The 19,444-nt window shown below is 54.9% G+C and carries 18 protein-coding genes and 1 pseudogene; 10 read left to right on the forward strand and 9 right to left on the reverse strand.

The window, feature by feature from the left end; all coding sequences use genetic code 11:
• Positions 1 to 369 precede the first annotated feature (369 nt).
• Positions 370 to 3,150: a flavocytochrome c gene (locus AA74_RS0121345; protein WP_023325579.1), complete on the forward strand. Its 2,781-nt coding sequence runs from the start codon at positions 370 to 372 to the stop codon at positions 3,148 to 3,150.
• Positions 3,151 to 3,244: 94 nt separating this feature from the next.
• Positions 3,245 to 4,207 (forward strand): FAD:protein FMN transferase, encoded by a 963-nt coding sequence (locus AA74_RS0121350; RefSeq protein WP_025913338.1) that lies wholly within the window; start codon positions 3,245 to 3,247, stop codon positions 4,205 to 4,207.
• Here AA74_RS0121350 and dcuR read toward each other — a convergent pair.
• Positions 4,188 to 4,907 (reverse strand): two-component system response regulator DcuR, encoded by a 720-nt coding sequence (gene dcuR / locus AA74_RS0121355; RefSeq protein WP_023325577.1) that lies wholly within the window; start codon positions 4,905 to 4,907, stop codon positions 4,188 to 4,190. The genes AA74_RS0121350 and dcuR overlap by 20 nt on opposite strands.
• Positions 4,904 to 6,520: a sensor histidine kinase gene (locus AA74_RS0121360; protein ID WP_023293867.1), complete on the reverse strand. Its 1,617-nt coding sequence runs from the start codon at positions 6,518 to 6,520 to the stop codon at positions 4,904 to 4,906. Before AA74_RS0121360 ends, dcuR begins: the two co-directional genes overlap by 4 nt.
• Before the next feature lie 165 nt (positions 6,521 to 6,685).
• Between AA74_RS0121360 and AA74_RS0121365 the strand changes: the two genes are divergently transcribed.
• Entirely contained in the window at positions 6,686 to 7,549 is an 864-nt protein-coding gene (locus AA74_RS0121365) for an N-acetylmuramic acid 6-phosphate etherase (RefSeq protein ID WP_025913340.1), read from the forward strand.
• Positions 7,550 to 7,605: 56 nt separating this feature from the next.
• Here AA74_RS0121365 and ompC read toward each other — a convergent pair whose 3' ends face one another.
• Positions 7,606 to 8,769 (reverse strand): porin OmpC, encoded by a 1,164-nt coding sequence (ompC, locus tag AA74_RS0121370; protein WP_025913341.1) that lies wholly within the window; start codon positions 8,767 to 8,769, stop codon positions 7,606 to 7,608.
• 284 nt (positions 8,770 to 9,053) lie between these two features.
• Here ompC and AA74_RS0121375 point away from each other — a divergent pair, with 284 nt between their 5' ends.
• From AA74_RS0121375 to AA74_RS0121385, 3 genes are all read left to right on the forward strand, one after another.
• Positions 9,054 to 9,755, forward strand: a complete 702-nt coding sequence (locus AA74_RS0121375; protein ID WP_025913343.1) for a phosphohydrolase — start codon at positions 9,054 to 9,056, stop codon at positions 9,753 to 9,755.
• Positions 9,756 to 9,816: 61 nt separating this feature from the next.
• Complete coding sequence (locus AA74_RS0121380; RefSeq protein WP_025913344.1) at positions 9,817 to 11,232, forward strand: DNA cytosine methyltransferase; 1,416 nt, start codon at positions 9,817 to 9,819, stop codon at positions 11,230 to 11,232.
• On the forward strand, positions 11,213 to 11,704 hold the full coding sequence (locus tag AA74_RS0121385) for a very short patch repair endonuclease (RefSeq protein ID WP_025913345.1): 492 nt from the start codon (positions 11,213 to 11,215) through the stop codon (positions 11,702 to 11,704). The genes AA74_RS0121380 and AA74_RS0121385 overlap by 20 nt, the downstream gene beginning before the upstream one ends.
• On the opposite strand, the gene yedA is transcribed toward AA74_RS0121385, so the two are convergent.
• Positions 11,676 to 12,590, reverse strand: coding sequence for a drug/metabolite exporter YedA (yedA, locus tag AA74_RS0121390; protein WP_025913347.1), 915 nt, complete (start codon positions 12,588 to 12,590; stop codon positions 11,676 to 11,678). The genes AA74_RS0121385 and yedA overlap by 29 nt on opposite strands.
• A gap of 178 nt (positions 12,591 to 12,768) precedes the next feature.
• On the opposite strand from yedA, the gene AA74_RS0121395 reads away from it, so the two are divergent.
• The 3 genes from AA74_RS0121395 to dgcQ all read left to right on the forward strand — a co-directional run bounded on the left by AA74_RS0121395 (position 12,769) and on the right by dgcQ (position 15,715).
• Complete coding sequence (locus AA74_RS0121395; RefSeq protein WP_008500306.1) at positions 12,769 to 13,680, forward strand: DUF808 domain-containing protein; 912 nt, start codon at positions 12,769 to 12,771, stop codon at positions 13,678 to 13,680.
• A 78-nt stretch (positions 13,681 to 13,758) separates the two neighbouring features.
• The gene (locus AA74_RS0121400; RefSeq protein ID WP_008500307.1) at positions 13,759 to 13,941 is read left to right on the forward strand and encodes a YodC family protein; all 183 of its coding nucleotides are present in this window, start codon (positions 13,759 to 13,761) and stop codon (positions 13,939 to 13,941) included.
• Positions 13,942 to 14,014: 73 nt separating this feature from the next.
• Entirely contained in the window at positions 14,015 to 15,715 is a 1,701-nt protein-coding gene (gene dgcQ / locus AA74_RS0121405; protein WP_025913349.1) for a cellulose biosynthesis regulator diguanylate cyclase DgcQ, read from the forward strand.
• Here dgcQ and AA74_RS0121410 read toward each other — a convergent pair.
• Complete coding sequence (locus AA74_RS0121410) at positions 15,700 to 16,500, reverse strand: mannosyl-3-phosphoglycerate phosphatase-related protein (RefSeq protein ID WP_025913350.1); 801 nt, start codon at positions 16,498 to 16,500, stop codon at positions 15,700 to 15,702. The two genes, dgcQ and AA74_RS0121410, sit on opposite strands and share 16 nt — an antisense overlap.
• A gap of 301 nt (positions 16,501 to 16,801) precedes the next feature.
• Positions 16,802 to 17,029 (reverse strand): YodD family peroxide/acid resistance protein, encoded by a 228-nt coding sequence (yodD, locus tag AA74_RS0121415; RefSeq protein WP_013097742.1) that lies wholly within the window; start codon positions 17,027 to 17,029, stop codon positions 16,802 to 16,804.
• A 136-nt stretch (positions 17,030 to 17,165) separates the two neighbouring features.
• On the opposite strand from yodD, the gene dsrB reads away from it, so the two are divergent.
• Positions 17,166 to 17,354 carry a protein DsrB gene (gene dsrB / locus AA74_RS1000000123595; RefSeq protein ID WP_008500312.1) on the forward strand — a complete coding sequence of 63 codons (189 nt, stop codon included), beginning with the start codon at positions 17,166 to 17,168 and terminating at the stop codon, positions 17,352 to 17,354.
• Positions 17,355 to 17,461: 107 nt separating this feature from the next.
• On the opposite strand, the gene rcsA is transcribed toward dsrB, so the two are convergent.
• The 3 genes and pseudogenes from rcsA to fliQ form a co-directional block, all read right to left on the reverse strand.
• On the reverse strand, positions 17,462 to 18,085 hold the full coding sequence (gene rcsA, locus AA74_RS0121425) for a transcriptional regulator RcsA (protein WP_008500313.1): 624 nt from the start codon (positions 18,083 to 18,085) through the stop codon (positions 17,462 to 17,464).
• A gap of 287 nt (positions 18,086 to 18,372) precedes the next feature.
• Positions 18,373 to 19,165, reverse strand: a pseudogene (gene fliR, locus AA74_RS0121430) (flagellar biosynthetic protein FliR); the annotation flags it as partial.
• A gap of 7 nt (positions 19,166 to 19,172) precedes the next feature.
• Positions 19,173 to 19,442, reverse strand: a complete 270-nt coding sequence (gene fliQ, locus AA74_RS0121435; RefSeq protein ID WP_008500315.1) for a flagellar biosynthesis protein FliQ — start codon at positions 19,440 to 19,442, stop codon at positions 19,173 to 19,175.
• Between the last annotated feature and the right edge of the window lie 2 nt (positions 19,443 to 19,444).

The following is a 19,444-nucleotide window of genomic DNA, read 5'->3' on the forward strand; positions in this document are numbered from 1 at the left end:
ATTAATAACCACTCTGGCGTATGTGGGTATTCCCTTTTTTATTGGTTTATTTTATCATTTTTGTAACATTTTTATTTTCTGTGATTTTATATGTGTTTGTTTTGTTGGGTGTTTTTAGTTGTTTGGAAAAGTAGTTTTACCAATCATTCTTTAACGAATTTTAAATTATTGTGAATGGCTAAACGACATTTGCTAACACCAATGTGTTAATTGTGTTATTGCAGGGATTAAATAGTTTTTTAACTAACGTAATAACTTTAGAAAGTAAAAAAATCATTATATTAATATCATGACATCGGCAAATAACGACGAACTAAAAAATTAATCCGATAACGAATTCTTAATTTTAAAAAGTTTGGAGTTTCAATTATGAGCACTAACGAACGTATTCTTAGCCCCTTCACATTACCGAATGGCACTGAACTGAAAAACCGTTTGTTAATGGCCCCTATGACCACCTGCACCGGCTATTACGACGGCACCGTCACCAGCGAACTGGTGGAGTACTATCGTGCCCGTTCCGGAAGCATCGGCACCATCATTGTGGAGTGCTGCTTCGTCGACGATCTCGGTCTCGCCTTCCCGGGCGCGATCGGGATTGATAATGACGAGAAAATTGCCGGGCTGGCGAAAATCGCGGAGGCGATCAAATCCAAAGGATCTAAAGCCCTGCTGCAGATCTACCACGGCGGCCGCATGGTCGACCCGAAACTGATCGGTGGCCGTACGCCGGTTGGCCCAAGCGCTGTTGCCGCGCCGCGTGAGGGCGCAGCAACGCCAGTGGCACTGACTGGCGAAGAAGTCGAAGGCATGATCGGCAAGTTTGGTGAAGCGGTGCGCCGCGCCATCCAGGCCGGCTTCGACGGCGTGGAAATCCACGGGGCAAACACCTATCTGATTCAGCAGTTCTATTCGCCAAACTCTAACCAGCGCGATGACGAGTGGGGCGGCAGCCGCGACAACCGCGCGAAGTTCCCGCTGGCAGTACTGGATATCACCCACAAAATGGTGCGCCAGTACGCGGATGACGCCTTTATTATTGGCTACCGCTTCTCTCCTGAAGAGCTTGAAGTGCCGGGCATCCGCTTTGAAGACACCATGTACCTGCTGGAAAAACTGGCGGCTCGCGGCGTGGACTACCTCCACTTCTCCGTCGGCGCGACCCTGCGTCCTTCCATTGTTGACACCCAGGACCCGACGCCGCTGATCGAAAAATACTGCGCGATGCGTTCTGAAACGCTGGCTCAGGTACCGGTGATGGGCGTGGGCGGCGTGGTGAATGCCGCCGATGCCAATGAAGCGCTGGACCACGGTTACGACCTGATTGCCGTTGGCCGTGCCACCATCGCTTACCCGGACTGGACCGACCGCATCGCGGCCGGGGAAAACCTGGAGCTGTTTATGGACAGCACCCAGCGCGAGGCGCTGAACATTCCTGAGCCGCTCTGGCGCTTCTCGCTGGTGGAAGCGATGATCCGCGACATGAGCATGGGCGAATCGAAATTCAAACCGGGCATGTTTACTGAGAAGGTGCAGGACGACGCGAACGAGCTGGTGATTAACGTCAGTCTGGAAACGGACCGCATTGCAGACATCGAGCTGGCCTCTGGCCCGAGCGAAGACGTTGAGTTTGTCACCAGCTTTGAAGAGATCCGTACCCGCATTCTGGATGCCAACACCCCGCACGTGGATGCCATCACCGGCGCCACCAGCCAGAGCGAGGCGGTGAAGAAAGCGGTCTCTAAAGCGATGCTGAAATCCAGCAAAGCGCTGGCCGCGGAAGAGGGCGTTGACCCGAATGAAACCCGCAGCGTGGACGTGGTGGTTGTCGGCAGCGGCGGCGCCGGTCTGGCGGCGGCGATTCAGGCGCACGACGAAGGCGCGAGCGTGCTGATAGTTGAGAAAATGCCAACCATCGGTGGCAACACCATTAAAGCCTCTGCCGGGATGAACGCCGCAGAAACCCGCTTCCAGCGCGTGAAGGGCATTCAGGACAGCAAAGAGCTGTTCTACCAGGAAAGCCTGAAAGGTGGCGGCAACAAGAACAACCCGGAACTGCTGCACCGCTTCGTTGAGAACGCGCCGCAGGCAATTGAATGGCTGGCAACCCGCGGCATCATGCTGAACGACATCACCACCACCGGCGGGATGAGCATTGACCGTACCCACCGTCCAAAAGACGGCTCAGCGGTCGGCGGCTACCTGATCAGCGGCCTGGTGCGTAACGTCAACAAACGCAACATCGAGGTGATGCTGGATACCTCCGTCAGCGACATCCTCTTCGAAAACGGCGAAGTGACCGGCGTGCGCCTGACCACCGAAGAGAACGAAACCCTCACCGTGGCAGCGAAAAGCGTGATTGTCGCTACCGGTGGCTTCAGCGCTAACAGCCAGATGGTGGTGAAATACCGCCCTGACCTGGAAGGTTTCGTTACCACCAACCATAAAGGGGCGACCGGTGGCGGTATCGCGCTGCTGGAGCGCATCGGGGCAGGCACCGTGGATATGGGCGAAATTCAAATTCACCCAACCGTGGAGCAGAAAACCTCGTACCTGATTTCCGAATCCATCCGCGGGGGCGGGGCGATTCTGGTCAATCAGAAAGGGGAACGCTTCTACAACGAAATGTCGACCCGCGATAAAGTCTCGGCGTCAATCATCGCCCTGCCGGAGAAATACGCGTACATCGTCTTTGACGAGCATGTTCGCGCCAAAAACAAAGCCGCGGATGAGTACATCGCTAAAGGCTTCGTGACCAGCGCCAGCTCGCCAAAAGCGCTGGCGGAAGCGCTCGGCATGGATTACCACGCTTTCCTGGCGACCCTGGAACGTTACAACGGTTTCGTTGAAAAACAGCACGATGACGACTTTGGACGTACCACCGCGCTGCGTGCGCCAATCAATGAAGGGCCATTCTACGCCATTCAGATTGCACCGGGCGTGCACCACACCATGGGCGGCGTGACCATCAACACCGAAACCTGCGTGCTGGACAGCAACCACAACGTGCTACCAGGTGCGTTTGCGGCCGGTGAAGTGGTCGGCGGGATCCACGGCGGCAACCGTATCGGCGGTAACGCAGTGGCAGATATCATCATTTTTGGTACCCTTGCAGGACATCAGGCGGCTCTGCGTTCGAAAAAGATGTAAGGCACCTGCTTCCCAGGCCGGATACGCGCAGCGATATCCGGCATTTTCCCCGGCGGCGCGGAGCTTGCCGGGGCTACTTCTGAGGACTCCTGCCATGCCTGATAGCCATCGCGTTTACAGCTACTCCGCCGTTCTGATGGGCTCGCCCATCCTCCTGAAACTCTTCTCCCATGACGAAGCCCTCGCGTCCCGCGTGTTTCGTCTGATCAAACAGTACGAAGATCTGCTCACCGTTAACCGCGCGCACTCGCAGGTGATGGACATTAACCATGCGGCGGGCCAGCATCCGGTCACCGTCAGTCGGCCGGTGTTTGATCTGATCCGCTGTGCAAAAGCGGCAAGCCTGCTCAAGGACAGCGCCTTTAATCTGGCGATCGGTCCGCTGGTGAAGCGCTGGAAGATTGGCTTTCAGGGGGACAGTGTTCCGCCTGCCAATGAAATCGCGTCGCTGCTGGCGATAACCCGGCCCGAGGATGTTCTCCTTGATGAGGCCAGCAGCAGCGTGTTTCTGACCAGAGCGGGGATGGAGATCGATCTGGGGGCGATTGCCAAAGGCTATATCGCCGACCGGGTGCGGGATTACCTGCATAAAGAGGGCGCGGAGCTGGGGCTGATTAACCTCGGCGGCAACATTCAGACGTTAGGCTCGCCGGAAGGGGGTTGGAGCGTCGGGCTAAAAAAACCGTTCGCCGGAGATGCGCTGATCGGCACGATGATCGTTGAGAACGTGTCCGTCGTCACGTCGGGAACCTACGAGCGCTATTTTGAACAAGACGGCAAACGCTATCACCACATTCTTGATCCGCGCACCGGATATCCGCTGGACAACGAACTGGACAGCGTGACCATCATTTCCAAAGATTCCATCGACGGCGATATCTGGACCACGCTGATGTACGGCATGGGCGTGGAGAAGGGCTGTGCCGCGCTGCGTGCGCGCCCCGACATTGAGGCCATCTTTGTGACCAAAACAAAAGAAGTGGTGTTCTCTTCAGCACACCACTTCCGCTTTACCCTGCTGGATGATACCTACCGCGTTACTGACAGTATTGCTTGAGCAGGCCCGTTTGCTCCGGCTGGAGACGGTAGCGATACACCGGACGCCCGGTGGCGCCGTAGTGAATGCTGGTGAACAGAATATTGATTTGTGCCAGCCAGATCAGGTATTTGCGGCAGGACACGCGGGAAATATTGACCGCGTTTGCCAGATCGTCGGTGGAAAACTCCGTCTCCGGGTGAGCGTCAATCCACTGGCAAATCGTGCGCAGCGTTTGCGGCGTTAACCCTTTCGGCAGCTTTTTGCTGTCCGCCAGTTCCGGCGCCCCGCCGTGGATCAGCCGGTCGACGTCCGCCTGCTCGTAATACTGGTGCGACCCCATCAGGCTGTGCTTGGCCTTCCAGCCGTTCAGCGCCTCTTCAAAGCGCGGGAACTGGAACGGTTTAATCAGATAATCCACCACGCCGTAATGGATGGAGGTCTGGATCGTCGCGGCGTCGGCGGCCGAGGAGATCATGATCACGTCGATTGGGCGGCCGGATGCGCGAATCACGGGCAGCAGATCCAGCCCGTTATCCTGCTGCATATAGACATCCAGCAGCACCAGATCGACGGGCTGGCTGGGGTCATTAATGATGGCCTCGGCCTGGCTTAGCGTGGAGGCGACGCCGCAGCAGCTAAAGCCTTCAACACGGTTGACATACAGACGGTTGAGGTCGGCTACCATGGCGTCATCATCGACAATTAACACATTTATCACGCGATTTTCCTCTCGCTATCCCAGGGGATGTGAACAAAAAATTGGGTAAATACGCCGGGCTCAGACTCGACGGAGATATCGCCGCCAAGGTTCTGAATCTGCTGGCGAGCAAGGAACAGCCCAACGCCGCGGTTTTCACCTTTTGTTGAGAAGCCCTTTGTAAAAATAGACTCCAGCTGAGTGGGATCAATGCCGGGGCCATCGTCGCTGACTTCACAGCTGAGCCAGCCATTCTGATAATGCAGCAGCAGGCCGATCTCGCCCTCCTGCTGTCCTTCCATCGCGTCGAGCGCGTTTTCAATGAGGTTGCCCAGCGCGGTGATCAGCACCGCGACCTGCTCTTCACTTGCGGTATCCGGTATCTGGCTTTCATCCGCCAGCGTCAGGGTGACGCCCGCTTCTTTCGCCCGGTTGATTTTACCCAGCAGGAACCCGGCAACCACCGGGGATTTTACCTTGCTCTGTATCGTACCGATATCCGTCTGGTAATGATGTGCCGTCTGGAGAATGTACTCTTCCAGCTTGTCGTAGCGCTTAATATTCAGCAGGCCGAGTATCACATGCAGTTTATTCATAAACTCGTGGGTGTGGGCGCGCAGGGCATCAACGTAGTTAACCATGCCGTCCAGACGCTGCATCAGCTGGCTGACTTCCGTTTTATCACGGAAGGTGGTGATGGCGCCGATCACCCGATCCTGACTTTTCACGGGGACCATGTTGCACAGCAATAGCCGACCGTTGCAGCTGATCTCCTGATCCTGGCGTGCGACGCCCGTCTTCGAGACGTCACGAAGGCTGGCCAGCAGGGGCGCGCTGGTGTTTTCGGTCTGCTTGCCGGAGGGGAGAAGTAATATTTCTCTGGCGGTCTGATTAATCATCGTCACGCGCCCGTGTATATCAACGGCCAGAACACCCTCGCGAAGCGACTGCAGCATCGCCTGGCGCTGTTCGAACAGGGCGGAGATTTCGTAGGGTTCGAGCCCGAACAGAATGCGCTTCAGAACTCGCACCAGACCCCAAATCGCCATAGAACTCATAAAAATACTGAACAAAATGGTCCAGACGGCGTTTAGCCGCCCGCGAGCGATCTGCTCTTCAACCTTATTGAGGGAGATTCCGACGACCACCACGCCAATCTGCTCGTGCTGCGCGTCGTAGACGGGCGTAAAAACGCGCAGCGCTTCGGCGAGCGCGCCCCGGTTAACCGATACGTTCTCTTTGCCTTCCAGCGCGGGCGTTAAATCGTCACCGATAAAATGTAGCCCCAGCAGCGCCTCATTCGGGTGAGAGTAGCGGATCCCGCGCATATCAGTGACCACGGTGAACAGCAGATCGTTTCGCTTCGTCACCGCCTGGGCGATGGGCTGAATAATGTTCTCCTGCGGTGCCTGCATCAGGCCGCGCTGGATCTCGGGGCTGTCGGCGAGGGTGCGGGCAATGCCGAGCGCGGTGTCTTTGACATCATCGCGCGTTGCGCGGGTGATCTGCACCGAATAGAGCGCAAAAACCACCAGCAGAACTGAACCGATAATCGCGCACACCATCAGCGTGACCAGCGTATTGAGTTTCATGGGGCGCTTGCGCGTCGGAAGGAAAGGCTGCAAATCGCTCATCAATACTCCGCGATGATTAAGTAAGGGGGTAATTATCGCCGATGACGCGCTTTTCTTAAAGCCATGTAAAAGCGTGGATTTGGTCCTCTTTTCGTGACCCTCCTCGCATGTCATCTATATAAAACACTTTATAGTGTGTGGGTACTCATAATAAGGAGGCTGTTTATGAGCATTATGCTTACCGGTTCGGTCAAGGAAAGACGGCACGCCAGCACGATGAATATCGATAGATTGTCCACGCTGGACATGCTGAAAGTCATTCACCAGGATGATGCACTCATTTCTGCTGCTATCACCCCTTGTTTACAGACGATTGCCCGTGCGGTGGATAACGCTGCCGCGACCCTCAATCACGGTGGTCGCCTGGTCATTGTCGGGGCGGGGCCGTCTGGCCGTGTCGCGCAACAGGTTGCCGATGACTATGCGCCGGGCAAAACCCCTGTGATGGCCGTAACGGCACAAGAGGGGGAAGGGAGCTACGAGCGCGGCGTTTCCGACCTGCAGGCCATTAAATTTGGTGAACACGATATGATGCTGGCCGTGACCGTCAGCGGAAAAACGCCGTGGGTCTGGGGAGCGATGCGGCATGCATGGTCGCTGGGTTCGCCGGTCGCCGTGATTACCGGTGATGCGCAAAGTGAAGCCGCGCAGCTGGCGAGTATGGTTATAGCCCCCGAACTGGGTGCCGATGTGGTGGCCGGCTATCTCAACACCAAAGCGGGGATCGCGCAAAAAATGATCCTCTCGATGATCGCTACCGGGCTGGCCGTTCGAACCGGGCGCGTATACAGCAACCTGCGGGTGGATCTTGAGGCAAGCAACACCAAATGGGCCGAACGTCAAATCGCCATTGTAATGGAAGCGGGGGGATGCTCCCGGGCGGAGGCAAAAGCGGCGCTGGAGAGCTGTAACCATCACTGTAAAACAGCGGTATTGATGGTGCTGACAGGGCTGGATGCGTGGAAAGCTCATGAGCTGCTGGTGCAGAATAACGGGTTTATCCGCGTGGCGCTGCAGGAAGCGCCGTAATACGTACCGTTAAGAAATAAAAAAGGCCGCAGATGCGGCCTTTGATATTTTAGAGGTTAGAACTGGTAGGTCATGCCCACACCAACGATGTCGTCGGTGGAAATACCGTTGGCTTCGTAGAAGCTTTCATCGTTGTCCAGCATGTTGATTTTGTAGTCAACATAGGTAGAGAAGTTCTTATTGAAGCTGTAGGTCATACCCAGGTCGATGTAGTTAACCAGGTCCATGTCTCCATGCTGACCCTGAGGGTTACTGGCGTTGCCTGGATAGGTCATGTCCTTGCCCTTAGAGTAAACCCATGCAAGGGATGGACGCAGGCCGAAGTCGAACTGGTACTGTGCAACCGCTTCGAAGTTCTGAGTCTGATCCGCGATACCATAATCACCATAAGGCGTCATGTTGCGGGTTTCAGCGTACATCATCGCCAGATAGACGTTATTGGCGTCGTATTTCGCGCCGAGAGTCCACGCTTCAGCTGTTTTACCGCTCGCATAATGCGCGCTGTATTGGCCTGCCGCTTCCTGTTTGTTAGTACGGTCAGAAGAGGAATACGCCGCCCCCAGGCTCAGACCGGAGAGATCGCCAGAGAAGTCATAGGAGGTAGACATACCGAAGCCGTCACCGTTCTGGAAGCGTACATCTTTATGACCATTTTTCGTGCCTTCCTGGTCTTCTTGAGCAAACTGATCTTCATTTGCGCCCTGATACTGCAGCGCGATATTCAGACCCTCAACCAGACCGAAGAAATCACTATTACGGTAGGTAGCCAGACCGTTAGCACGGCCAGTCATAAAGTTATCAGTCCAGGTGTAGGAATCACCGCCAAATACAGGCAGCATATCGGTCCACGCTTCAACGTCGTACACGACGCCGTAATTACGGCCATAATCAAATGAACCGTATTCGCCAAATTTCAGGCCAGCGTATGCCAGACGGTTAAAGGATTTATCACCCGCGCCTTCGGTATCGTTAGCGTAGGTTTTATATTCCCACTGGCCGTAACCGGTCAGGTCGTTAGTGATCTGGGTTTCGCCTTTGAAACCAATCTGTACATAGGTTTCATCGCCGTCGTCGCCAGGGCTGTCAGAGAAGGTATGACGCGCGTCGACCTTGCCGTACAGGTCAACTTTGTTGCCGTCTTTGTTGTACATTTCAGCCGCATTTGCTGCGCCTGCCATTAATAACGCGGGTACAAGAATTGCCAGAACTTTTCTTTTCATTATATATTCCCTTTAAAGATAATTTATATGAATATATGTAATTACCCTCCGTAATTACAGGGTTGATACTATTCCAGGAGATGTGGTTTAGTTTCAAAAATAAATGTAATAAAATTCGATGTAATATTTCAAATTATTTCTATAAATCTCTTTATTTTTCCAGTGAATTAATTAATTGAATTTATAAGGTGTAATTATTATTAAATATTTCGCATTTCTATTTTTTAATTTATTTAATTTGGCTATGTTATAATTCATCCTCTTTTTAACAACAGGACATGACGATGGAACTGGCCCGGTGGCAGCATGGCTTTGAGCGCTGGCTCAAGGAAAATCATCAGAACGACGATACCGCACATGATATTTCGCATTTTCGACGGGTCTGGATGACGGCGCAAAAAATCATGGTTCACCACACGGTCGAGCCGCGGGTGATTCTGGCCGCATGCTATTTTCACGATATTGTCAGCCTGCCGAAAAATCATCCCGAACGCAGTCAGTCGTCAAGGCTCGCCGCGCGTAAGACGAGCGACATTCTGCGCCGCGACTTTCCGGACTTTCCGCCAGAGCATATTGCCGCCGTCGCGCACGCGATTGAGGCGCACAGCTTTAGCGCCGAAATCGCGCCGCAGAGTATGGAAGCCAAAATAGTGCAGGACGCTGACCGGCTGGAAGCGTTAGGTGCTATCGGCCTGGCGCGCGTTTTTGCCGTCTCGGGCGCGCTGGGCGTGCCGCTATTTGACGCGGACGATCCCTTTGCCGATGCGCGATCCCTCGACGATAGGGCATTTGCCCTCGACCATTTTCAGACCAAGCTGCTGCGTTTGCCTGATACAATGCAGACGGAAATGGGCCGCGAACTGGCACGTCACAATGCCGATTTCCTGATCCAGTTTATGGCGAAACTCAGCGCCGAATTACACGGCGACTGCCTCGGGCTGGATAGCCAGGTGCTGAGCCGCTTCCGTCGCAGTTTGCGCAACTGAACTGTGGTAATCTGTTCCCAGTCTTTACTCTCCGGTTAAAAGAATGCAGGAAAATCGAGCAGTGAAAGAGCCCGCGCCCGCGCAGGCTGAGAAATCAACGGCAACGGTGCAGGCCTTACTGCGCCAGCTGTTGGATATCTATGATGCTAAAACGCTGGCCAGTCTGCTGGTGGCGCACGGCGAAAGCCACTGGAGCCCGGCGATCCTTAAACGTCTGCTGACCAGCGAGCGAGCAGGGCGTCGCCTGAGTGAAGGCGAGTTTCGTTATCTGCAAAACCTGCTTCCGCGACCTTCTGCCGCGCACCCGAACTATGCCTTCCGGTTTATCGATCTGTTTGCCGGTATCGGTGGTATTCGGCACGGTTTTGAAGCTATCGGCGGACAGTGCGTATTTACCAGCGAGTGGAACAAGCACGCCGTGCGGACCTATAAGGCCAACTGGTACTGCGACCCGCACGAGCATCATTTCAACGCCGATATTCGCGATGTCACCCTGAGCCATAAAAGCGGCGTGAGCGATGAGGAGGCCGCCGAGCATATTCGTCAGACGATCCCCGCGCATGACGTGCTGCTGGCCGGCTTCCCGTGCCAGCCTTTTTCGCTGGCCGGCGTCTCCAAGAAGAATGCCCTCGGACGCGCCCACGGTTTCGCCTGCGATACGCAGGGAACGCTGTTTTTTGACGTGGCGCGCATTATTGACGCCCGTCGTCCAGCCATTTTTGTACTGGAAAACGTCAAAAACTTAAAAAGCCACGACGGCGGGAAAACCTTCCGCATTATCATGCAAACGCTGGATGAGCTGGGTTATGACGTGGCCGATTCAGAGGACATGGGCGCGGACGATCCTAAAATCATTGATGGGAAACATTTCCTGCCCCAGCATCGCGAACGTATCGTGCTGGTGGGTTTCCGCCGCGATCTCAATCTGAAGGGGGATTTCACCCTGCGGGATATTCCTTCTCTGTATCCCGAGCGCCGTCCTACCGTGGCCGACCTGCTGGAACCGGTCGTCGACGCGAAATTTATCCTGACCCCGGTGCTGTGGAAATACCTTTACCGCTATGCCAAGAAGCATCAGGCGAAAGGCAACGGCTTCGGTTTTGGGATGGTCAACCCGAACGATCCGCACAGCGTCACCCGCACGCTGTCTGCTCGCTACTATAAAGACGGCGCGGAAATCCTGATCGACAGAGGCTGGGACAAAGCGCTGGGTGAAAAAGATTTCGACGATCCGCACAACCAGCGTCATCGCCCACGGCGCTTAACGCCGCGGGAATGCGCCCGGTTGATGGGCTTTGAAACGCCGCAAGGCTACGGTTTCCGCATTCCGGTTTCAGACACCCAGGCGTACCGCCAGTTTGGTAACTCGGTCGTCGTTCCCGCGTTTGCGGCTGTCGCAAAACTGCTGGCTCCGCGCATCAGACAGGCGGTGGCGCTACGCCAGAGTGAGGCCGTCAATGACGGACGTTCACGATAAGGCCACGCGCAGTAAAAACATGCGTGCCATCGGCACGCGTGACACCGCCATTGAAAAGCGCCTGGCCGCGCTGCTGACGCAGGCAGGGTTTGACTTTCGCGTGCAGGATCCCGCCCTGGCGGGGCGTCCCGATTTCGTCCTCGACGCCTGGCAGTGCATCATCTTTACCCACGGCTGCTTCTGGCACCATCACGACTGCTACCTGTTTAAAGTCCCCGCGACGCGCACCGATTTCTGGCTGGATAAGATTGGCAAGAACGTCGAGCGTGACAAACGGGATCTTTCAATGCTTATTGCGCAGGGCTGGCGGGTGCTGATCGTCTGGGAGTGTGCGCTGAGAGGCAGACTAAAGCTGAACGATACCGATCTGCGCGAACGGCTGGAAGAGTGGATCTGCGGCGGCGGTCAGACCGCGCAGATCGACACGCAGGGTATTCACCTGCTTACGGTTTCTCCACCTCGCAAGGCGTGACCACCGGTTTTGCCGGCAGCAGATATTTGCCCAGCGTGACCAGCACGACGGCAAACACGATGATCCCAAGAGCAATCCATTCCACAGGCGAGAGCGTTTCTCCCCCCAGTCCCGTTCCGAGCAGCACGGCCACGACCGGGTTGACGTAGGCGTAGCTGGTGGCGACAGCCGGAGAGACGTTGCGGATCAGGAACATATAGGCGTTAATGGCGATGATAGAGCCAAACAGCGCCAGGTAGCCTACCGCGAGAAAGCCCGACAGGTCCGGCAGCGCGGTCAGCTTTTCTCCCGTCAGCGCCGAGACCAGCAGCAGGACAATCCCCGCGGCGAGCATCTCAATCGCACCGGCCATCATGCCGGTCGGCAGTTCGATACGTGACCCGTAGACGGAACCCAACGCCCAGCTCATCGAGCCGATCAGGATAATCACCGCGCCCCACGGATTCCCGCTCAGGTTGCCGCCGCTGTTGAGCAGAACAATGCCGGCCAGCCCAATCCCAATCCCCAGCCATTCCAGCTTGCGGGTGCGGATGCCGAAAAGACGGCTGAAGCAGAGGGTAAACAGCGGTACGGTGGCAACGACCACGGCGGCGATCCCGGACGGGACGTTCTGGTGCTCGGCAATCGTCACAAACCCGTTCCCCACTGCCAGCAGCAGCAGGCCGATCAGGGCGGCATTCAGCATCGGGCGCAGCGGGGGAAGCTTATGCCCGCGCAGCATCAGGAAGGCCAGCAGCAGGATACCCGCCGAAAGGAAGCGGATGCCCGCCATCATCAGCGGCGGCCAGCTTTCCACGCCGATGCGAATGACAAAGTAGGTTGAGCCCCAGATGATGTACAGCGAAAAGAGTGCCCCGATGAGCGGTAGTAATTGCCGGAAACGCATAATCCCTCACGACGAAATAAAAAGGTCGCTGATAGTAAACGCGAAAACTATCGCGCTGGCGAGCCCTTTAATTGTGTAGCTGATGTGAATTTTTTGTTGACGTAAGGTGCCTGTTTCCGGGTTTGCGCTTTTGCTCCATACTATTCACTTAATTACCAAAAAATGAAGGATTAAGATTTTGGCAGGAAGTAGCTTATTAACATTGCTGGATGATATAGCCACCCTACTGGACGACATTTCAGTGATGGGGAAACTGGCGGCGAAGAAAACCGCCGGCGTGCTGGGCGATGATTTATCGCTTAACGCGCAGCAGGTGAGTGGGGTGAGGGCAAACCGTGAACTGCCGGTGGTGTGGGGCGTGGCGAAAGGCTCCTTCCTGAACAAGGTGATTCTGGTGCCGCTGGCGCTGCTGATCAGCGCCTTTATCCCCTGGGCCATCACGCCGTTACTGATGATCGGTGGGGCATTTCTCTGCTTCGAGGGCGTGGAGAAGGTGCTGCACTCCTTTAGCGCGCGCAAGCAGAGCGATACGCCGGAGGTGCGCCAGCAGCGTCTTGAAGCGCTGGCCGCGCAGGATCCGAAAACCTTCGAGCGCGATAAGGTCAAAGGCGCCATTCGGACCGACTTTATTCTGTCTGCAGAAATCGTCGCGATTACGCTGGGGATTGTCTCTGACGCGCCGCTCCTGAATCAGGTCCTGATCCTCTCCGGCATCGCGATTCTGGTCACCGTGGGCGTGTACGGTCTGGTGGGACTGATCGTCAAGCTGGACGATATTGGCTACTGGCTGGAAGAAAAGTCGAGCGCGGTGGCAAGAGGTATCGGCAAAAGCCTGCTGGTGCTGGCGCCCTGGCTGATGAAGAGCTTGTCGGTGGTGGGCACGCTGGCGATGTTCCTCGTAGGCGGCGGAATTGTGGTTCACGGCATTGCGCCGCTGCACCATGCCATCGAACATTTCTCCTCCACGCAGGGGGCCGTTATCGCGGCGATTCTGCCCACGCTGCTGAACCTGGTGCTGGGCTTTATCATTGGCGCTATCGTCGTTGCGGCGGTTAAGCTGGTTGAGAAAATTCGCGGCACGTCGCACTAATTGTTACCGTCGGCAGGATGCAAAAAGACCATTCCTCGTCTAAATTGAAACAGTTTCACCCTGATACAGGAGGCAGGTATGGTCTTTTTGGTCAGTGATGAAGTTAAGCCTAAAAAGGGCGGCCCACGTATGATCGTCACTGGGTATTCCAGCGGAATGGTGGAATGCCGGTGGCACGATGGCTATAGCATCAAGCGGGAAGCATTCCGTGAAGATGAGCTTCAGCCGGGGGACGGGCAGCACAAACGGGACAAGGCTTAATCACATAACGCCCGGCTTTGCCGGGCGTTTTTATCTCAGGTTTCGGGTATAGAGCAGTAATCAGGGAGTGTGTGTGCAGCGCGATACCTTTGTTGTAAGACAAACTTTTTTGCAATGGCTGCATAAGCGTAGCAATCCGGGGCGGATTGTTAATCTCTGTTTTCTGATCGTTCTGGTGTTTTCCACGCTCCTGACCTGGCGTGAGGTGGTGGTGCTGGAAGAGGCGTACATCTCCAGCCAGCGCAACCATCTGGATACGGTGGCCAGTTCGCTGGACAGGCAGTTACAGAACAGCGTCGACAGGATGCTGTTATTCCGCCAGGGCATGCATGATGCAATCGAGACGCCGCTGGCCTTTGATGTCCTACAGGATGCGGTGTCACGCTTTAACACCGTCCGCATGCTCCCCACCTGGCAGCTCGCCGTTGATAAAAAGCGCACCCTTCCCATCAACGGGGTCTCGGATGCGTTCGTGGATAAAACCACGCTTCTGAACCGGGACGCTGAGCGCATCAGTCATGAAATTTCTGCCGCGCTCGAAGTGGGGTATCTGCTCAGGCTGGCGTCATCGAGAGCGCAAACGGAAGCGCGGGTGATCTACGTCTCCCGCGCCGGTTTTTTCCTTTCCACGGATACGCCGGATCGGGCGGGTGATATTACCGCCCGCTATTATAATCTGGTCACGCAGTCCTGGTTTACCCAGCAGTCAGAGCGTAACAACCGCGCCCGCGCCGTGCGCTGGTTTATCTCCACGCCTTCATCCTGGACCGGGGATGAACGCACGATCACCGCCAGCTTCCCCATCTATTTCGATCATTACTGGTACGGCGTCGTGGCGATGGATTTTACATTAGACACGATGCAGCGTTTGCTGACCGACGCGACGGAAGACCGGACGGAGGGGGAGTATCAGCTGTACGATACCCGCCTTAATATGATTGCTACCTCAGCCCACGCGGGAAGCCCGGTTAACCAGTTTGACGAACGCGAAACGGCGCAGATTGCCCAGGCGATTGAACATGATACCGGCGGCGGTATCCGCCTCGGGAGCCGGTTTATCACCTGGGAACGGCTCGATCACTTCGATGGCGTCGTCCTGCGGATCCACACCCTGCACGAAGGGGTGCAGGACGACTTCGGCAGTATCAGCATTGTGCTGGCGCTGCTGTGGGCGCTCTTTACCGCTATGCTGTTGATCTCGTGGCTGGTGATCCGTCGGATGGTGAGTAACATGTATACGCTTCAGCACTCGCTCCAGTGGCAGGCCTGGCACGATCCGCTGACCCGATTGAATAATCGCGGCGCGCTGTTCGACCGCGCAAAATTGCTGGCGGAAACCTGTCGTCAGCAGTCGCTGCCGTTCTCGGTGATTCAGATCGATCTCGACTATTTTAAAAACATCAACGACCGTTTCGGCCATCAGGCCGGTGATAAGGTGCTTTCCCATACGGCAGGCGTGATTGCCAGCGCGTTACGCAAGAATGACGTGGCCGGACGCGTCGGTGGCGAAGAGTTTTGTGTGGTTCTTCCCGGTCTTGGTCTGGAGGAGGCGAGAGGCGTCGCCGAACGCATTCGTTGCCGAATCAACAGTAAGGAGATCCTGGTGAAGAAGAGCACAACCCTGCGCATCAGCGCGTCACTGGGCGTCAGCAGCGCGGATGAAACGGGCAATTACGATTTTGAACAGCTGCAGTCCGTGGCGGACGCCCGGCTGTATCAGGCCAAGCAGAGCGGGCGTAACCGGGTCGTGTGGCGGGATCAGGACAGGAAATGATCCAGCCCCTCCTGCCAGCCCGCAGGCCCGGGCTGTTGGGTGTGATAGACCCGCGCGGGGTTATCGTCCCGTAGCGTGATGCCCTGGCGGTTAATCCCCTTGATCACCACCGCGAAGTCCATGCTGTCGAGCAGCGGCGCATCGTTGGGACCGTCGCCGAGCCCTAGCGTGGTGGGTTCTATGTCTTCCTGCTCGCGATACCGTTCAATCAGCCAGTTAACCGCCACGTCTTTACCGCAGCGGGCGTCCAGAATATGCCAGAAGCGCGCCCCCTGCAGGCATTGCAGGCCGCTGTGCGCCAGTTCCTCTTCAAACTGAAGCAAGTTCTCGTCGGTATCGCGCCAGATCAACGTGACGGAGGCTTCGTGCTTGCGGGCAAGCGTCGAACGGTAGCGCGTCAGTCCGGTCCACTCGCTAATAACGTGCTCATCCACATCGTCAAAGGTGGTGAATTTAAAGCCCGTCTGCAGGCGAATCTGCTCGATCCGCGGACGAATATCCCGGTGCGTCATCCCTCTAATCTGACGCTGGATATTGTCCCAGCGCACGTCAGGCTGAATCACCGCGCCGTTCTCGGCAATAAACGGCAGGCCTTCCAGCCCCAGATCATGCTGAATATCCAGCATCTCTGCCGCGGTTTTGCTGCTGCAGAGAATGATCGGAATCTGGTTATCCTGCAGCCTGTCCAGCCAGGGCATGGCGGGTTGCCAGTCATAGGTATGAATATCCAGCAACGAGCCATCCAGGTCGGAAAAAATCAGCAAGGTATCCCGCAGTGAAGGCATAGTGACTCCCGGTGACGGATGCGTTTCTCTCTAAGAAAATTCCTAAAAAATATCCGAATTGTTAACCGGAGAAATGAGAGTATTCCCTGGCAAACCCGCATTCGGCGTATGTTATTGCTCATAACCAAAAGCATTATGTTAAAAATATTATATTCATCCTAAGAATATATGCTTGTCAGACAAATTCGTTGGGGATAGTGTGGCATGTACATCAGATTTCCTGGTGTAACGAATTTTCAAGTGCTTCTTGCATAAGCAAGTTTTGATCCCGGTCATCCCCATGACCGGGATTTTTTTCGCCCTAACGATTGGCTTCCGACACGCTAAAGTCGTGAATATCGAGCTCGAAGGCCTCGGCCAGCTCGCGATAGGTGTGATAATCCCTTCCGTTGACAATGACGCGGTCCGAATTGTCGTCCGTGCGGCGCACTTCTGACTCGCTGATCTCATTGATGGCGGCCAGCAGGGCATCGACATCCACCTCGACTTCGCGCTTGATGGTATCGCTGTACTCTTTATCGGTCTTCATTGCGGGACTCCTCTTTCAACCTGCAAACGTGTCCAAGGTTAAGTATAGCCTGTGCATAAAAACGCCATTCACGCCGGGCGGCGATGTGCGTTTTTGCGTTTTGTTCTACACTGGCTCAAAACCAGAGGAGGAATGTATGAAGGTCAACGATCGGGTAACCGTTAAAACGGACGGTGGGCCGCGCCGCCCGGGTGTGGTGCTGGCAATTGAAGAGTTTAGCGAAGGTACAATGTACCTGGTATCACTGGAAGACTACCCGCTCGGCATTTGGTTTTTTAACGAACTGGGGCATCCGGACGGGATTTTTGTAGAGAAAGCAGACTAGCACGGCGTCGGGTAGCACATTGCGTGCCCGACACCCGCTGTAAAAGCAAAAATCTCTGGCCAGGCCAGAGATCAAAGGTAGGGTGCACAGGGTCTTTTCTTAAGCGACTAACGCATGTTGACGAAAATCCCGTTCGTCACATTATCGGTCAGGCGTACCACGTGGTAGATCACTTGCTTATTATGCGTTTTAATTTTCCGTTTAATATTTCCTTTGTGTGATGAAACGGTTTTCGCTTTAATATTCATCTGGTCGGAGATCTGAATAGTTCCTTGTCCCGCCATCCACATTCGCAGCATACTTGATTCAGTCCTGCTTAATGATAGGGTGGGTAAGTTAACCGCTCCTACATTTTTAACTTCTTTATTCAAATAATCACCCAAAATGTCATCCAGCGACTCGGGTTTAATCGATTTAGAACTGATCAATAAATTTTTACGGACCAACAAATACTCATCGAAATGGATATTCGCGATCGCCATAAAAACAATAAACAGGGTTTTTGGATGCTGATTAATGATTTGCTTAATGTGCTGACTGTTGGCTGGATCGTGAATGAAACAGTCCTCATTAATAAACACCACGCCTGGTTTTAGTTCGTCACAAGCGGCTGCGAGTTCGTCAACGGTGTGTGCATCGTTGATGTCTCTCTTTCTTACCCCTCTGCTTGCCAGGTACCCGGTTAACCCTAGCCGGGTGTAGCTGCATAAATCCATAATGATCGTTGACATGGCATACCCTCACTCAATGCGTAACGATAATTCACCATCTGCCTGAGAGCTCAAAACAGCCATACGGGATGGAAAAAAATAATAAACCTGTGAGCATGACAAAGACTTTCAGGCGGACTCACTATCCCGTAAAGTTACGTATAATTTGCCAGGAATCTTCTTAAAGTAAAGTAAATATTAAGTATTGTGAGGTGGTTAGAAACAATTAAACCGCGTCAGATATATCCTGGAAGATGTTTTTCGCGTTTTATTTTAGGAATATCCTCAGAAAGACAGTAACAACAGTGCGGGCTATTATTTACGTGGCAATTCGCTGACAATATCCGCTAACAGGTTGAATATCTCGCCGAATAAATGTTCACAGAAGGGAGCGATAAGTGGCATCAGTAATGACATTAATAAAATTCCGACCGTCAGCGTCAGCGGAAAACCAATGACAAACACCGAAAGCTGCGGTGCCATTCGGTTGAGTAAACCTAACGCCAGGTTGACGGTCAGCAGCAGGGTGATGATCGGCAGCGCCAGCATCAGCCCGTTGAGGAAGATCAGCCCCGCCGCGCGGGTGAGGGCCAGAAACGCATTGCTGTTCACCGGATTTTCGCCAATCGGCAGCGTATGGAACGTGTCCACCAGCATGGAGATAAGCCACAGATGGCCGTTGAACGACAGGAACAGCAGCATGGCGAGCAGATCGATAATGCGCGCCAGCACGGGCATGTTGAGATGACTGCCAGGGTCAACAAACGTGGCGAACGATAGCCCCATCTGCAGGCCAATCAGTTCCCCCGCGGTACGCACCGCGGCAAAGGCGAGCTGCATGGTAAAGCCAACGGCGACGCCAATCATCACCTGCTGCAGGGCCACCCATACCGCATTCGCCGAGAAGATCGGAATATCCACCGGCGGAAGAGACGGGGCGACGATAATGGAGATGATGATGCCCAGCCCCACTTTGACACGCTTGGGGATCGATTTCTCGCTGAGAATGGGGGCGGTGGAGATCAGCGCCATGATGCGCAGCATCGGCCAAAAATAGACGCCGAGCCACTGAACCCACTGGTCGCTGGTGAAGTGCAGCATCGTCAGGTCAGCCGATGATGTACGGCAGGTTGGTAAACAGGTTGCGCATATAGTCCAGCAGCAGGTTCAGCATCCACGGCCCGGCCACGATAATCGCCACGAACACGGCGATAATTTTCGGGATGAATGACAGCGTCATTTCGTTAATCTGCGTGGCGGCCTGGAGAATACTGATAATCAGACCGGTAACCAGCGCGACAAGCAGCAGCGGCGCGGCAACGGCAATCGCGATTTTCATCGCCTCCGTGCCCATCATCATGACCGATTCGGGTGTCATTG

Origin of the sequence: Enterobacter sp. 5-4 (assembly GCF_000612205.1) — a bacterium.
GTDB lineage: Bacteria > Pseudomonadota > Gammaproteobacteria > Enterobacterales > Enterobacteriaceae > Enterobacter > Enterobacter roggenkampii.

Coding starts and splice junctions, on each gene's coding strand:
- AA74_RS0121345 (WP_023325579.1), top strand. CDS start 370: ATGAGCACTAACGAACGTATTCTTAGCCCCTTCACATTACCGAATGGC.
- AA74_RS0121350 (WP_025913338.1), top strand. CDS start 3,245: ATGCCTGATAGCCATCGCGTTTACAGCTACTCCGCCGTTCTGATGGGC.
- AA74_RS0121360 (WP_023293867.1), bottom strand. CDS start 6,520: ATGAGCGATTTGCAGCCTTTCCTTCCGACGCGCAAGCGCCCCATGAAA.
- AA74_RS0121365 (WP_025913340.1), top strand. CDS start 6,686: ATGAGCATTATGCTTACCGGTTCGGTCAAGGAAAGACGGCACGCCAGC.
- ompC (WP_025913341.1), bottom strand. CDS start 8,769: ATGAAAAGAAAAGTTCTGGCAATTCTTGTACCCGCGTTATTAATGGCA.
- AA74_RS0121375 (WP_025913343.1), top strand. CDS start 9,054: ATGGAACTGGCCCGGTGGCAGCATGGCTTTGAGCGCTGGCTCAAGGAA.
- AA74_RS0121385 (WP_025913345.1), top strand. CDS start 11,213: ATGACGGACGTTCACGATAAGGCCACGCGCAGTAAAAACATGCGTGCC.
- yedA (WP_025913347.1), bottom strand. CDS start 12,590: ATGCGTTTCCGGCAATTACTACCGCTCATCGGGGCACTCTTTTCGCTG.
- AA74_RS0121400 (WP_008500307.1), top strand. CDS start 13,759: ATGGTCTTTTTGGTCAGTGATGAAGTTAAGCCTAAAAAGGGCGGCCCA.
- AA74_RS0121410 (WP_025913350.1), bottom strand. CDS start 16,500: ATGCCTTCACTGCGGGATACCTTGCTGATTTTTTCCGACCTGGATGGC.
- yodD (WP_013097742.1), bottom strand. CDS start 17,029: ATGAAGACCGATAAAGAGTACAGCGATACCATCAAGCGCGAAGTCGAG.
- dsrB (WP_008500312.1), top strand. CDS start 17,166: ATGAAGGTCAACGATCGGGTAACCGTTAAAACGGACGGTGGGCCGCGC.
- rcsA (WP_008500313.1), bottom strand. CDS start 18,085: ATGTCAACGATCATTATGGATTTATGCAGCTACACCCGGCTAGGGTTA.
- fliQ (WP_008500315.1), bottom strand. CDS start 19,442: ATGACACCCGAATCGGTCATGATGATGGGCACGGAGGCGATGAAAATC.